Source organism: Serratia sp. BNK-4, from assembly GCF_048685115.1.
Taxonomy (GTDB): domain Bacteria; phylum Pseudomonadota; class Gammaproteobacteria; order Enterobacterales; family Enterobacteriaceae; genus Serratia; species Serratia bockelmannii.
The window spans coordinates 4,883,418-4,896,689 of the sequence record NZ_JBLQTM010000001.1 but is presented as its reverse complement, the minus strand read 5'-3'; the positions used below and the strand labels follow the sequence as shown (position 1 = coordinate 4,896,689).

General features: G+C 55.5%; 10 protein-coding genes. 3 read left to right on the top strand and 7 right to left on the bottom strand.

The annotated features are described in order from the left end of the window. Positions 1-13 precede the first annotated feature (13 nt). Genes ACMGGW_RS23225 through ACMGGW_RS23205 form a run of 5 tightly spaced genes read right to left on the bottom strand, consistent with a single transcriptional unit; the run spans position 14 to position 5,295 of the window. On the bottom strand, positions 14-457 hold the full coding sequence (locus ACMGGW_RS23225) for a universal stress protein (RefSeq protein WP_089181708.1): 444 nt from the start codon (positions 455-457) through the stop codon (positions 14-16). Positions 458-478: 21 nt separating this feature from the next. Continuing rightward, positions 479-1,252 (bottom strand): siderophore-interacting protein, encoded by a 774-nt coding sequence (locus ACMGGW_RS23220; RefSeq protein ID WP_025304817.1) that lies wholly within the window; start codon positions 1,250-1,252, stop codon positions 479-481. Then, positions 1,233-2,678 (bottom strand): efflux transporter outer membrane subunit, encoded by a 1,446-nt coding sequence (locus ACMGGW_RS23215; RefSeq protein ID WP_049204730.1) that lies wholly within the window; start codon positions 2,676-2,678, stop codon positions 1,233-1,235. The genes ACMGGW_RS23220 and ACMGGW_RS23215 overlap by 20 nt, the downstream gene beginning before the upstream one ends. After that, the gene (locus ACMGGW_RS23210) at positions 2,675-3,718 is read right to left on the bottom strand and encodes an HlyD family secretion protein (protein WP_043140870.1); all 1,044 of its coding nucleotides are present in this window, start codon (positions 3,716-3,718) and stop codon (positions 2,675-2,677) included. The genes ACMGGW_RS23215 and ACMGGW_RS23210 overlap by 4 nt, the downstream gene beginning before the upstream one ends. A gap of 41 nt (positions 3,719-3,759) precedes the next feature. Continuing rightward, positions 3,760-5,295: an MFS transporter gene (locus tag ACMGGW_RS23205; RefSeq protein WP_099816921.1), complete on the bottom strand. Its 1,536-nt coding sequence runs from the start codon at positions 5,293-5,295 to the stop codon at positions 3,760-3,762. 141 nt (positions 5,296-5,436) lie between these two features. Here ACMGGW_RS23205 and ACMGGW_RS23200 point away from each other — a divergent pair, with 141 nt between their 5' ends. Beyond that, complete coding sequence (locus tag ACMGGW_RS23200; RefSeq protein WP_025304814.1) at positions 5,437-6,339, top strand: LysR family transcriptional regulator; 903 nt, start codon at positions 5,437-5,439, stop codon at positions 6,337-6,339. Between the two features lie 35 nt (positions 6,340-6,374). On the opposite strand, the gene ACMGGW_RS23195 is transcribed toward ACMGGW_RS23200, so the two are convergent. Together ACMGGW_RS23195 and ACMGGW_RS23190 are read right to left on the bottom strand one after the other, a co-directional pair. After that, positions 6,375-7,550, bottom strand: a complete 1,176-nt coding sequence (locus ACMGGW_RS23195) for a sensor histidine kinase (protein WP_420279535.1) — start codon at positions 7,548-7,550, stop codon at positions 6,375-6,377. Continuing rightward, positions 7,547-8,245 (bottom strand): response regulator, encoded by a 699-nt coding sequence (locus ACMGGW_RS23190; RefSeq protein ID WP_151428690.1) that lies wholly within the window; start codon positions 8,243-8,245, stop codon positions 7,547-7,549. Before ACMGGW_RS23190 ends, ACMGGW_RS23195 begins: the two co-directional genes overlap by 4 nt. A gap of 127 nt (positions 8,246-8,372) precedes the next feature. On the opposite strand from ACMGGW_RS23190, the gene ACMGGW_RS23185 reads away from it, so the two are divergent. Both ACMGGW_RS23185 and ACMGGW_RS23180 read left to right on the top strand, forming a co-directional pair. After that, positions 8,373-9,161 carry a MipA/OmpV family protein gene (locus ACMGGW_RS23185; RefSeq protein ID WP_197832503.1) on the top strand — a complete coding sequence of 263 codons (789 nt, stop codon included), beginning with the start codon at positions 8,373-8,375 and terminating at the stop codon, positions 9,159-9,161. A gap of 1,577 nt (positions 9,162-10,738) precedes the next feature. Next, entirely contained in the window at positions 10,739-13,267 is a 2,529-nt protein-coding gene (locus tag ACMGGW_RS23180; protein ID WP_197832502.1) for a colicin-like bacteriocin tRNase domain-containing protein, read from the top strand. The last annotated feature ends 5 nt before the right edge of the window (positions 13,268-13,272 follow it).

The following is a 13,272-nucleotide window of genomic DNA, read 5'->3' as shown; positions in this document are numbered from 1 at the left end:
ATCCCCCTCCGGCTTAGCGCGGGATCACCAATACCGGTTGGCCAATCTCATCCAGCAGGCCGCGCGTGACGGAGGCGTTCAGCCAGCGCCCCAACGAAGACAGGTGGCGGTGCGAGATGATCAGCAAATCGCAGTTGAACAGCGCCATCTGTTCCGGGATCACCTCGATGGGCGTCCCCGCTGCCAGCAAGCCCTGGGCGTTGAAACCCTGCTGCTTCAGCGCCCGCGTCACCTGACCGACCTGCTTTTCCGCCAGCGCCTCTTCCCGTAGCGCGGCGGGGTACTCCTCGCGCTCATCGCTGTCGAAACGCAGGCCGCTGCGGCTGAGCGTAAAGGCATTGTCTACCACCGTCAGCACGATCACGTCGCCGATGCTGCCTTGCAGGCGCACCATAAAATCCAGGGCATTGCCGCTGTGTTCAAAGCAGTCCACCGCCAATAATACTCTCTCAATCATAACCATCCTCACTCGCCTGAGTTAAATCGCGCCCTTGAAGTTGGCTTCGCCCTTTTTCCAATACCCCTTGGCAAACAGCGCAGCGCGGGAGATACCCATTTCGTTGATAAAGCGCGCCTTCAGGTACGCGGCAATCTGGTGTTCGCAGGCCAGCCATACCTGCCCTTCGCCGGACGGCAGTTCGCAATGGCTGACGGCCTGCACCAGCGGGCTGTTCATCACGCTGTCAAAATGTCGGGTGCGAATTTGCCAGCTGTTCACCTGCAAAAAGGAATAATCGACATCCTGAATCTCCTGCGCATCGCCCACTTCGGCGAACCACAGCACCGGCAACGGGTCGGACAGCGAGGCGAGAATGGTGCGCATGGCGGGCAACGCGGTCTCATCGCCCAGCAACAGCAGCCAGCGAGTTTGCGGCAACAACCGGAAGCCGCCGGAGCAAGGGCCGGCGAACCCCAGCTTGTCGCCCGGCATCGCGTCGCGCGCCCAGTTCGACGCCGGGCCTTCGCCGTGCAGCACCATATCGATATCGAAAGTGCGGGCGAGTTTGTCGATGCCGCTCAGGGTGTAAGCCCGTCCGGCCAGCGTGTCGCGCCACGGGAAGAACACTTTGACCCAACTGGCCGGCTCCTGCGCGCGCGGATCGGCGATAAACTTATCCACATCGTCGCCGCTCAACGTGATGCGGCGGATCCGGGCGGTGACTTGCCGCACGGCGCTCACCCGGGCCTCCCGTTTGCGGCGGGTGTCTCTTTCCAGCATCTCGTCGACAATCTTATTCAGCGTGTTGTGCATCAGCCTTCTCCTGTGGCGCCGCCGACGGGTAGGTGTGTTCCCAGCCGCCGCCCAGCGCTCGATAGATATTCACCACGGCGATCGCCGTCTCCTCCTCTGAAACAATTTGCGCGGACTGCAGATCCAGCAGCGCACGCTGCGTGCTCAGAACGTGGATAAAATCGCTCGCACCGTTCAGATAGCTGTCGCGCGCCAGCGCAAACGCGTGTCGGTTGGCGGCCAGCGCCTCGGTCAGGTGCGTCTGGCGGCGCTGCTGGGCGCGATAGCCGGAAAGCGCGTCGTCGATCTCGTGCCAGGCGCGCAACACCGTTTGCTGGTAGGCGATGGCCATTTCCTGCTGCCGGTATTCGCTCAGGCGCACCCGTTGGGTGATTTTCCCCCCGTCGAACAGCGGCAAATACAGGGCGGGGCCGATGGCGAAGGTATGCGTGGACCAACTGCCCATATCCGCCAGTGCCAGTGCCTGATAGCCCGCATTGCCGGTCAGCGTGATGCGCGGATAGTAGTCGGCGGTGGCGATGCCGATCTCGGCGGTTGCCTGATGCAAACGCTCCGCCGCTTCGCGAATATCCGGCCTGCGCAGCGCCAGATCCGACGGCACGCCCATCGGCACCGCGCGCGCCAGCGTCGGCAGGGGCTTCGTCGGCGCCAACATCGCTTTCAGCGCGCCCGGCCGCTCGCCCAACAGCAGGCTGATGGCGTTGATCAAGCGTTCCTGCCGATCGAACAGCGCCGGCAGCAGGGCATCCACCTGCGCCAACTGCACCTGCGCCTGATCGACATCCAGTTCGTTGCCCGCGCCGCTCTGATAACGACTTTGCGTCAGCTGCAGCGTGCGCAGCGCCGTGGCGCGGTTTTCCTGCGCCACCGCCAGCTGTTGCTGCGTGGCGCGCAGGCGTAGATAGTCGCTCGCCACCTCCGCCGTCACCGACGTCAGCAGTGCGCGCCGGTTCTCCTGCGAAGCGGCAAAGCCGGCGCGCGCACTTTCCGACGCGCGACGCAGCTTGCCCCACATGTCCAGCTCCCAGGTGGCGCTGGATCCGCCGCGCCAGAGGTTATAATCCGCCTCTCCGCCGTTGCCGGACGGATCCATGCTGCCCACCGAGGTGGCGCGCTGGCGCTGATAGGCGCCGTCCAGGCTCAGATCCGGCATCAGCGCCGCCTCTGTCACGCCCAGCAAGGCGCGGCTTTGCTGCATGCGCGCCGTGGCGAGCTGCAGATCCAGGTTGCCGGCCGCCGCGCGCTGCACCAGTTGCGACAGCGACGCATCGTTGAATATCGACCACCAGGCCACCGGCAGCGCCCCGCCGCCGGCCTGCTCACCCCAGCTCTCGGGCAGCGCGTTCTGCGGCCGAGCGTAGTCCGGCCCCACCGCCCGGCAGCCGCTCAGCGCAATCAACAGCAGCGGGATCACGGCTCTGTTCATTGCAGGCCCCCGTCCAGCGTATTGATGCTGACGTCCGCAGACATGCCGACGCGCAGGGCGCTCAACAAAGCGGCGTGCTCTTTGTTGATATCAAATACAATTTTCACCGGGATGCGCTGAACGATCTTGGTGAAGTTGCCGGTGGCGTTCTCCGGCGCCACGGCCGCGAAACTGACGCCGGAAGCCGGCGCGATGCTGTCCACCTGCCCTTTCAGCGTTTGGCCGGGAAAGGTATCGATATGGATGTCCACCGACTGCCCGTGCGCAATGTTTTCCAACTGGGTTTCCTGGTAGTTGGCGATGATGTACAGCTTGTCCTGCGGCACGATGGCCAGCAGCGCATCGCCCGGTTTGACGAACTCCCCGACCCGCAGGCTTTTCTTGCCGATCACGCCGCCGATCGGCGCGGTGATGCGGGTGTAAGACAGGTTCAGCTCGGCCATCGCTTTCTTCGCCTGCGCCAGCATCAGCTCGGCATCGCTGTCCGCCAGCTTGGCTTGCAGCACCTGCTCCATGTTTCGCGCCGCTTTAAGCGTCGCCTCCGCCTGCGCCACATTGGCGGAAAGCGTGTGCACTCGCGTTGTCGCCTGCTGCGCCGCCTGCTGTGAACCCGCGCCGCTGCTGGCCATTCTCTGGTAGCGGTTCTGTTCCTGGCGCGCAAACGCCAGCTCCGCCTGCGCCGCCTGCCGCTCCGCCTGCGCGGCGGCGATCAGCGCGCTCTGTCGGGTCAGGTTGGCCCTGGCGTCGTCCTGGCGGGCGCGGGCGGATTGCTCCTGCGCCGTCGCCTGCGCCAATGCGACGTTGAATTCACGCGGATCGATCACCGCCAGCAATTCCCCCTGTTTGACCCACTGGTTGTCCCTGACCAACACCTGCGCAATTTCACCGGCAATCTGCGGAGAAATACGCGAGATATCGGCGCGAATATAGGCGTCGTTGGTATTCTGCTGTGTCTCTTTAATAAAGAACTTATTGATTAATAACCCCAGCGTAATGACGGCAACCGCCAATACGGCGACGGCGACTTTCTTGTTAGCCATAAAAGTGACTCCAATTAATATTTATTTCTGATGATAAAATGTCAGGCAGCGACCGAACGCGGCGGATAAATACGGGTCGGCATAACTAAAATCAGCGCGGTCAGTAATAACGCCAGGCCGGCAACCAACAGATAAAGATCGGCGCTGGCCAGCACGTGGCCCTGCCGGGCGGCAAGCTGCGCCAGCTGCTCCGCCGACCCCGATGCGCGGCTGTAGGCCGAGCCGAAGCCGTCGGCGATCGTACCGGCGTGATAATCCCCGCGCTGCCGGCTGAGCAGCGCGATGGCGCCGCCGGCAGCGGTGGCGGCGAAACCTTTCACCGCGTTGAACCAGGCCGCCGCAAACGGCCCGTCGGTCGGCAACAGCCCGCCGGTCGCCTGCATCAGCAACGGGATGATCGCCATCGGTTGAGCGACCGCCTGCAACAGCGCGATGACGCGGAACGTGTCGCCGTTCCATTCCGGCGTCAGCTGAGCCGCCAGCACGCAGGCGGTGGCCATCAACAGCAGGCTGATCGCCAGCACCCAGCGGCAATCCACCCGCGGCGTATTGCAAATTATGGCGACGATCGGCAGCGTAATTAATTGCGGCAATGCGACCCACAGCATTAAGTCGGAGGTTTGTTCCTGACGATAACCCTGAATCGCGGCTAAATATCCCGACGTGATATTAACCAGCGACACCATAATTAACAGCACGCCACCCAGCGTAATTAAGGAGAAAGACAAATTCCTTTTGCTTAATAGCTGCAAATTAAAAAAAGGCAGCGGGTGATACCATTCGTTAATCAGAAATAACGCCAATAATCCGCCGCCGCCCAATAATAAAACGTAGATCAGCGGCGAGTTCAGCCAGTCGAGGCGCTCCCCCTGTGAAATGCCCACCGTCAACATGCCGAGCGCCATGCCGCCGAGCAGCAGGCCGCGCCAGTTGAACTGCCGCAGGCGCTCCAGCCGCAACGGATCCTGCGGCAGGCCGTAACCGATGCACACGGCGGCGATCGCCATCAGCGGCAGGTTCCAGTAGAAATACCCGCTCCAGCCCCAGTGAAAGGCAAAGGCGGCGGCGGTAGCGCCCAACGTAGCGCTCCAGGCCGAGACCCAGCCGTAGGCACCCAGCCCCAGCACCTTGATCAGCGGCGGCATAAAACGCAGCACCACCGTCATCAGCATCGGCGGCAACGCGCCGCCGGCGAAGCCCTGCAGGCTGCGCACCGCCAGCAGCACGCCATACTGATCTCCCAACCAGGGCGTCAACAGCCCACCGGCCAGGTAAATGCCGCACATCGTCAACGCCACCCGGCGCAGCGAAAAGGTCGGCCAAAAACAGGGCGTGAACCCGGAACCGATCACAAAGCCGGTGACGTAGCATGTGGTCAGCCAGCTGCCGACATCGAAGCTCAGCAGCATGCCACCCTGTATATCCGCCAGCGCAAACTTGCTGGCGTTTTCCCCCACGCCGCTGGCCATCACCGCCAAAAACACGCCGAACAACCCCAGCCAGGTACGGCCGTTGATTTCACCGGCGCTGGCGAGCCATCGATTTTTGTGGTGCGGCGTAACAGACACCTCAACCATTCCCCACTCCTGCTGTTTCAGCCTCAATCTTTGTTGTCGTGGGCAGTATCCGGAGTTATTTCGATTGTTTAAAATGAAATGATGTAATTAACTAGTTGCACAAAACGCAACCCATTGAGCGCACCCCCCCCCGGAGAGGCCATGCCGCAAAAAATTGATTTCAACCTGATCTATGCGCTGAATCTGCTGCTGGAAGAAGGGAGCGTGAGCGGCGCCGCCGAGAAGATGAATCTGAGCGCGCCGGCAATGAGCCGCATTCTCGGGCGCATCCGCCGGCAGTTCGACGACCCGATCATGGTCAGAGCCGGTAAGCATCTGGTGCCGACGCCGCGTGCGCTGGAGTTGAAACGCCAGCTCGGCGACATCATCGAGCAGGCCACTGCGCTGATCGCACCGAGTGATGCGTTCGAACCCGGCAAGCTGACCAGAACCTTCACCATTCGCGCCAACGATATCTTTATCGGCGCGCTGGCGGGCGGATTGCTGGAGACGCTGCGGGAATCGGCGCCGCTGAGCGGCCTGAAATTCATCGCCGAAAGCGACGGCGAGGATGACGCGCTGCGCAGCGGCAAAGTGGATCTGGTGATCGGTTCCTCACGCGACTGGCACCCGGAAATCAAGACGCAGAGCCTGTTCACCAGCACCTTTCAGGCGCTGGTGCGCCCTGGGCACCCGATCATCGGCCGGGTAACGCCCGAAACCCTGACCCATTACCCGCATATCAGCGTTTCTCGCCGCGGACGCACGCAGGGGCCGATCGACGACGCGCTGCGCGATCTCGGCCTGCAGCGCAACGTCGCCCTGACCCTGCCGGGCTTTCATTCGGCGATGATGCTGACCATGAAATCGGACTTTATCCTGCCGCTGCCGCGCCACGTGCTGCAGGGGGTGAGCAACATCCACCTGCCGTTGGCGGAGCTCGAGCTGCCGCTCGAGCTGGAATCGGTGTTTATCGTCCAGGCCTGGCACCCGCGCCTGGATCGCGATCCGGCGCACCGCTGGCTGCGGCAGACCATCAAGCAGTTCTTTTTGCAGCGGGAGTGAGGGGGTTCGCCGCCCATAATGCCCCCTTCAGCGCATTATGACACTGCCGGCAGGGGCAAGTTTATCGTGATTAACAGCCCTTTGCCGGCCGGCAGACTGGCCTTTATCGTTCCATGATGGGCAGCGCAAATCGCTTTCGCAATGGAGAGCCCGAGCCCGCTGCCGCCGGAATCGCGCGCGCGGGAAGTCTCACCGCGAGTAAAACGCTCAAACATTTGCGGCAAATAATCCTGTGCAACGCCAGGCCCCGTATCTTGAAAAGCCAACACGATTTCCTGTGCGGTCTGTTCGAGACGAATGCACATTCGATCGCCCTGGCTACAATAACGAAGCATATTTTCGATAAGTATGCTGAATACCTGACCTAGTCTGAATTCATCCCCAATAAAATGAAGCGGCCCGCCCTCCTCGATAGAGATGGACATGCCCGCAGCCTCCAACTGAGGTTTAAGCCAGGCGACTCTCTCCTTTAACACGCTATTGATAGTAAAAACGTTTTTACTTAATTTCAGTTGGCCCGCACTGGCCAGAGAGAGGAAATACAGATCGTCAGTCAAATAACTCAGGTTTTTTAATTGCGTCATCACCATATTCAGCTGTGCCTGACTTGCAGGAAACACGTTGTCTATCATGCCCTGAAGGCGGCCCATAGCCCCGGTCAACGGTGAACGCAACTCATGGGCCAACGCCACATGCGACGCTTTTATTTCACGCTCGTATAAAGCGAGTTTATTGACCATCTCATTGAAATTTATTGAGAACCTTATTATTTCATCAGGACACGCCTGGACCAGCTCGGCTTGTTGCTTAAAATTTCCCTGAGCCACGGTTTCCGCAACGTCGGTGAGATTTCGGAATTGGGCGGTAAGAGGGCGTGCGATGCGCACGCACATTAACGTTATCAATGGAACGACAACGATCAGGAAAATAAGCAGCCATCCCCAATTTAAAGAAGTCAGCGAAGGTGTACTGTAATCCAGCCCCCAATACGTATCGACGATCTCATGAAACGCCTCTATGTCCAGGCTGGGGCTCTCGCGCAGCACCAAGAATCTTTCGTAAACCGATGCCGGCATTTCATGAATGACATAAAAATACTGGGCAGCAAAAATGCCCCACATCGCCAGAATAATGGTAAAAAGCGTCACGATGGCGACGATGACGATGCGAACAGACACCCAAAACAAAAGAGATTTATTTTTCCTTTTCATGATTTGCAAAACCTATAGCCGACGCCGCGCACATTAAAAATCACGTTATCAACGCCTGCCGCTTCAAGCTTTCGTCTTAGATTATAAACATGCGTATCCACCACTCTTTCGAGCGCATCGCTTTCAGGTAAACATTTTTCAAGTAATAGCTGACGACTCAGTGGCCGTGTCGACGCTTTCATTAACGTACTGAGAATGGAAAATTCGGTTAATGTTAAATCCAGAACATGGGCGCCGTCCTCGCTCGTGATGACTCTCGCTACCATATTAGCGATATCCAGTTCGAGCCTTTCCCAGCGCAATATTTCTTCGCCAGCCAGCTGACTTCCGCCGCTTCGTCTTAACACTGCCTGCACACGTGCCATAACTTCACCGGGGTTATAGGGTTTAACGATATAATCATCCGCACCATAGCGAAGAGCGCCAATTTTATCATGAGGTTCCCCCATGGCCGTGATCATGATAACCGGCGTATTCACCTTGCGCCTGAGCGCCGCCAATATTTCCGTTCCATTCATATCAGGCAACATCACATCTAGTAATATAAGATCGGGCTTCCAGGTTAAAGCCGTATTCAAACCCATCAGCCCATTCCCCACCACCGCGACATTATAGCCTTCACGCTTAAGGTAAGCCTCCAGTACATTTGCCGCATCGACATCGTCTTCAATGACTAGAACCCGTTTATTTTGCATCTCATTCCCCTGAAGGATCTTGGCTATTTATTGATTATTCATTGACGGTTAATTGACAAATCATCGGCATACTCCGCCTTGCGTGAACAGTCTTATCATACCGATACACATAATACCGAGGCTAATAATGTTAGAAAAGAAAATCATTAAAAATACGTTGGCTCTGCTGATAATATCCAGCATTCCACCCAGCCATGCAAGTAATAACGATAACAGCGGAACGGCATTTACCGTAAGCCTTGGCGCGGCATCATCGCCTAAATACAGCGGCTCAAATGAACAAACCTGGGGAGCCGCGCCGCAATTTCATTTCCAACAGGATAACTTTTTTGTCGATTCAATGAATGGTGCTGGTTTTCGTTTCCAAAGCAAGAACGGTTTATATTTCATTCCAACGATAGGCTATGATTCAGGGCGAACCGATGAAGATTCAGGTTGGCGTAAAGGATCTGACACGCTTAAAGGCATGGGAGATATTTCAGCTACCGTTAACACTGGCTTAGCTTTGGGATGGGCGGTAACGCCATGGTTGGTCTTAGAGGGAAAAGCCACCCTGCCGCTGAGTGATGGCCAGGGGATATCTTACGCGACCTCCGTCGATTTCATTCCTGTTCTGGATGAGGAGGATACCGTTGCGCTAAAAATCAGCGCATTATTTGCAGACTCTCGCTATATGAACACGTGGTACGGCGTTAATAGCACGCAAAGCGCTAACTCGGGTTACTCTCGTTATACCAGCTCAGGCGGTTATTACGGCACCGACGTGAGCCTGACGTGGGCGCATCAGTTTACCGAAACCTGGGGTGGATGGGTTGGCATTAACCATACCTGGCTGGGGGATAACGCCGCCAGTAGCCCTATCGTTAAACAAAAGGAGGGGACAACGGGAGTCGTGGCAATAAGCTACACGTTCTAAGCCAGTGCAAAAACCTGAAACCGCAAAGTGACGTTCAGAAGAGTAATGGGACTTTAAAGATCCTCCACTCAATAGCTTGCTGTAATTAAAGTTTCATTACTCTTCAACCGACGATTCAGGAAAATTTGACTGATGAAGTTAAAAACTGGGGTTTTAACGCGGTTTTCAAACGCTTTAGTAACGGTTTGAATATATAAAGCCTGGGGGCATTAACGCATTGCGGTACATCATGAGAAGAGCACGACTTGAAATCACAGGTTATTGCTCCTGCTCCGTTGCCGAGTATGGCAATACCGCTTTGAATGCCGGAACATGGGCTTTCATGACAATGAATCGCGGTGATGAATATTGATACCAGTAAAAAGATTAACGACATGGTTTTCACGATGACTTTCCTCATCACAGTTTAACTGTCTGAATGGTTTATTCACCCAAAATGAAAGCATGCCAAAAAATCATCAACCCAGTGTCAATCCACTGCAAAGAAACGCTCAACATGGCGCCAAAGTGAAAACACCCCGGTCTTCCAGACCCGGATAGCCGGATAGCCGGATTAAATATGCAGTTATTCATTTTCTACAAAATGAATCAGACGTTATCAAACCGAGAGTCGATACCGCAAAAACAGGATGAATTTATGTTTCTAAAGATTGCCTATTACCTTTTAACCCTATCATCAACGCTTGCGTTATCCGGCTGCGTTTCGCTTTTCTAATCGTCAGAGGCCTGAATGAAGTCACTCATTTACATTTCTATTCTGTCATCCATTTTTTTACTCAGCGGCTGTTTATCCATCGGCACGCACCTATTCAATAAGTAGCCGTAATAATCCCTCGCGCAGCCGGACAATCTCATTGTCTGGCTGCAAGATCTCATATCCATCTAGGTGGACGGTCATTTATGCTGCAGAGCTCGGCTAACACAGAAGAACAAGGGAGACGATGATTGGCGGAAGATCACAGGAGTCGCATTTGATAGCCAATTAATTTGAATTTACTCAGTTTTATCAATTTCGATTTTGAACCATGCCCCCTATTATGCCCCCAAATGATTTTGCTTGTAGGGTTTAAGGGGTCAGTTTGGATAACTTCCCATTTATGCTCCATAAAATCTCCTTTTTGATATCTGTCATTTTGCACACAAACACTGTGTTTATATAGTGTTTGATGCTAAACCATCCTCTCAAGCCCGCCAATCAAATGATAATTATTCTCGTCTATACCAAGCGTGACACAAAAAAGCAGCCGCCTGCGACAGCTGTCACACTGACAAATGTGGGTTAATCCCGGCTGCGCGTCCGTTCCCACTCCAGCTTCTGCAACCAGTCATACTCCCGGAGGATATTTTGAAGGGAGAGTAGGGAGCATTAATTTTCAAATTAAACAATTAATTATCTACTTGACGTACGTTTTCGTTCCATTGGCCCTCAAACCCCATTCACCCCAAACCTCCTCTCTGTTTTGTTTGATATACAGCACAACAACCAGCTGGGTTAATGACTTGTAAACTCCTTTAATTCTCGCTAAAAACTGGATATGCATACAGTATTTGTGTGCAATTTCAACAGGAGATGAGTTATGAGTGGTGGTGATGGTAAAGACAGCCGCGGTCCTGGCGGTGGGGTGAATGGTGGGCCGACGGGGCTGGGTGGGGGTGTGGATGCATCCGATCACTCTGGCTGGAGTTCAGAAAACAACCCATGGGGAGGCAAGGATAAGGACACTGGCGGGCATACTGGTGGTGGCAACAATGGTGGGGACAGGGATCCCGCCAACAGTGGCGGCAATGTTAACCTAAGCCTGTTTCCGGAAGCACAAGCGTCTGTCGCTGTGGGGGCACAGTTCAATCTTTCACTGTTCGATGGCGCATGGGGATTCAGCCTACTGAAATCCCAAAAGGTACAATCGTTTATCACAAAATCGATAACCAAAGTGAAAACGCTCGGTATTCCCACGGTAGGCACATTGTGGCGAACTAGTCTGTGGGGATTGGTCGTGGAAGGCATTACGCCAACCAAGATCGCTCCTGATGATATGTCTATGGTGCGACATATTGTGACGACACTCCCTGCGGATTTGGTCACTCAGACGCCGCCGGGCCAACTTCCCACTCAACCGGCAACCCTGGTCAGCGCTCGTATTGCTGACCTCGTTGATGAGGGGCAGCAAAAAGTAGCCGTTGTTCGTTCACCGTCGTTACCGATGAGCGTTCCGGTTGTGGAGGCCAAGCCCACCAAGCGACCGGACGTCTATACGGTAGGAATTGTACCGGGCATGCCTGATATTCATATTCGCGTCAATGCGCCGGCGCCGCCAACCACGGCGAAACCTGTGGACGGTGTTACCGAGATAAATAATGCTGAAGCCAAACCGTTGCCAGCGACGCAACCGGGTGGCAATACGCACGATGGTATCGTGGTGTTCCCTCCAGGCAGTAATCTGCCGCCGGCTTATGTGGCCGTGGTGGAGATCATTCCGCAAAATGAAGTCAATGCACGCGAAGCCGAACGCAAGGCATTTCTGACTTATCAGGATGCACGCCAACGTCGTGAGTCAGTTCAAACGGATGAGTACCGAAAGTCACACAGTTATCAATGGTTGCTGCCTGAACGGACTATCAACCAGCGACAGATTGAGGAAAAGCAGGCTCAAATCACCCTCAATCAGCGAATTGCTGAACGTCAATCTATCCAGGAAGCCAATGCGCGCGCTCGCCGTCAGGCGGGACGAGCCGAACAATTTCATCGTGACGTGGAAAGAACCAATGGCACCATTGCTGCATTAAACGAAGATCTTTCCCGGCTGCGTAAGGAAGAAAAGGATCTAGCGGCTCAGGTTGCTGAATTTGATCGCATTGCCAAAGACAATATGAGCAAAATTCGCGCACGGCAGCCGACCGATCCGGATATTGCTTCGTTGTCACCGCAAGCGCAAGCGGCGTTCTGGCGCAACCAGGCGAAGAAAGAATTCGTTCTTACGGTTGGCGATGGCGATTTGCCCAAATATCCGCCGGTCATGGGCAGCAAACCCAGTCCGCTGTTTCTGGAGCAGACTGCCTACTTCTGGCGTGAAAGCGGGTTTGCTATCAGCAACTATAATTCGGTGGCGACGACGGAGACACTGGAAGCCGGTATCCGTGGCGCGTTTGCCCGGGCCTCGGCGGCGTTGACGAGGACACCTGCGGAAAAACTGTATGCCAACGGGCAGGTCACCACGGCTGAGTTTGCTCAGCTCTCTTTTGTTTTTTCCGAGAGTTTGGACGTGCCGGCATTGACCGTCATGTCATCCCTGGGTGTTGGTCGGTTCGGATTGACGCGAGACGATGTGAGGAATTCGCTCGGCAACTATAATTCGGTGCGGTTACCTTATCGGCTGGTTTCTCGTGAGACGGGGGATGTCGGGGAAGAGAAAATCCACATCAACATCGTTCGCCCTGATGAGCGGAACGTAAAAGGTGCGGTGCCACTAAGGCCACTATCATGGGATGCGGTGAAAAGGGAGTTACGCTTTACCACTGATGACGGTGCTATCTCTCTGACCTGGACACCGGCGAATGACAAGAGCGTATCCGGTTATATTATTACCGTCACGCCGGTTGGTGCGCCTGCAGGCAAGCTTTCGACGGGGGGCAGTGTCGATGTGTCAGGGAAAGGAACGCTGACTGCATTGCCCAATGGTGATGTTCAGCAGATCCATGACTATATTTTGGTTCCACCGGTTGAAAGTGGTCTTGATCCGATTTATGTCATGTTCAACAAACCACGAAAAAAACCGGCCAAGGAGGATAAGCCTGAGCTTGTCAAACCCCGCAAAGGGCTAACAGAATTTGGGCATGATTATCATCGGCCTCCAAAAACAGAGGATATACACGGGCTGGGTGAACTCAAAAAAGGTGAGTCGAAGAATCCAGTTCAGGGGGGAGGAGGCCTTCGAGCACGCTGGTATGGCGACAAGGGCCGTAAATTCTATGAATGGGATTCACGGCACGGCGAGCTGGAGGGATATCGAGCCAGCGACGGTACGCACCTAGGTGCATTTGATCCCACCACCGGCGTACGTACTAAAGAGCCGAGACCTGAACGCAACATTAAAAAGAAATATCTGTAAGGAGA

Excerpts from the sequence above, each read along its gene's own strand:
- ACMGGW_RS23225 (WP_089181708.1), bottom strand. The coding sequence starts at position 457 with ATGATTGAGAGAGTATTATTGGCGGTGGACTGCTTTGAACACAGCGGC.
- ACMGGW_RS23220 (WP_025304817.1), bottom strand. The coding sequence starts at position 1,252 with ATGCACAACACGCTGAATAAGATTGTCGACGAGATGCTGGAAAGAGAC.
- ACMGGW_RS23215 (WP_049204730.1), bottom strand. The coding sequence starts at position 2,678 with ATGAACAGAGCCGTGATCCCGCTGCTGTTGATTGCGCTGAGCGGCTGC.
- ACMGGW_RS23210 (WP_043140870.1), bottom strand. The coding sequence starts at position 3,718 with ATGGCTAACAAGAAAGTCGCCGTCGCCGTATTGGCGGTTGCCGTCATT.
- ACMGGW_RS23205 (WP_099816921.1), bottom strand. The coding sequence starts at position 5,295 with ATGGTTGAGGTGTCTGTTACGCCGCACCACAAAAATCGATGGCTCGCC.
- ACMGGW_RS23200 (WP_025304814.1), top strand. The coding sequence starts at position 5,437 with ATGCCGCAAAAAATTGATTTCAACCTGATCTATGCGCTGAATCTGCTG.
- ACMGGW_RS23195 (WP_420279535.1), bottom strand. The coding sequence starts at position 7,550 with ATGAAAAGGAAAAATAAATCTCTTTTGTTTTGGGTGTCTGTTCGCATC.
- ACMGGW_RS23190 (WP_151428690.1), bottom strand. The coding sequence starts at position 8,245 with ATGCAAAATAAACGGGTTCTAGTCATTGAAGACGATGTCGATGCGGCA.
- ACMGGW_RS23185 (WP_197832503.1), top strand. The coding sequence starts at position 8,373 with ATGTTAGAAAAGAAAATCATTAAAAATACGTTGGCTCTGCTGATAATA.
- ACMGGW_RS23180 (WP_197832502.1), top strand. The coding sequence starts at position 10,739 with ATGAGTGGTGGTGATGGTAAAGACAGCCGCGGTCCTGGCGGTGGGGTG.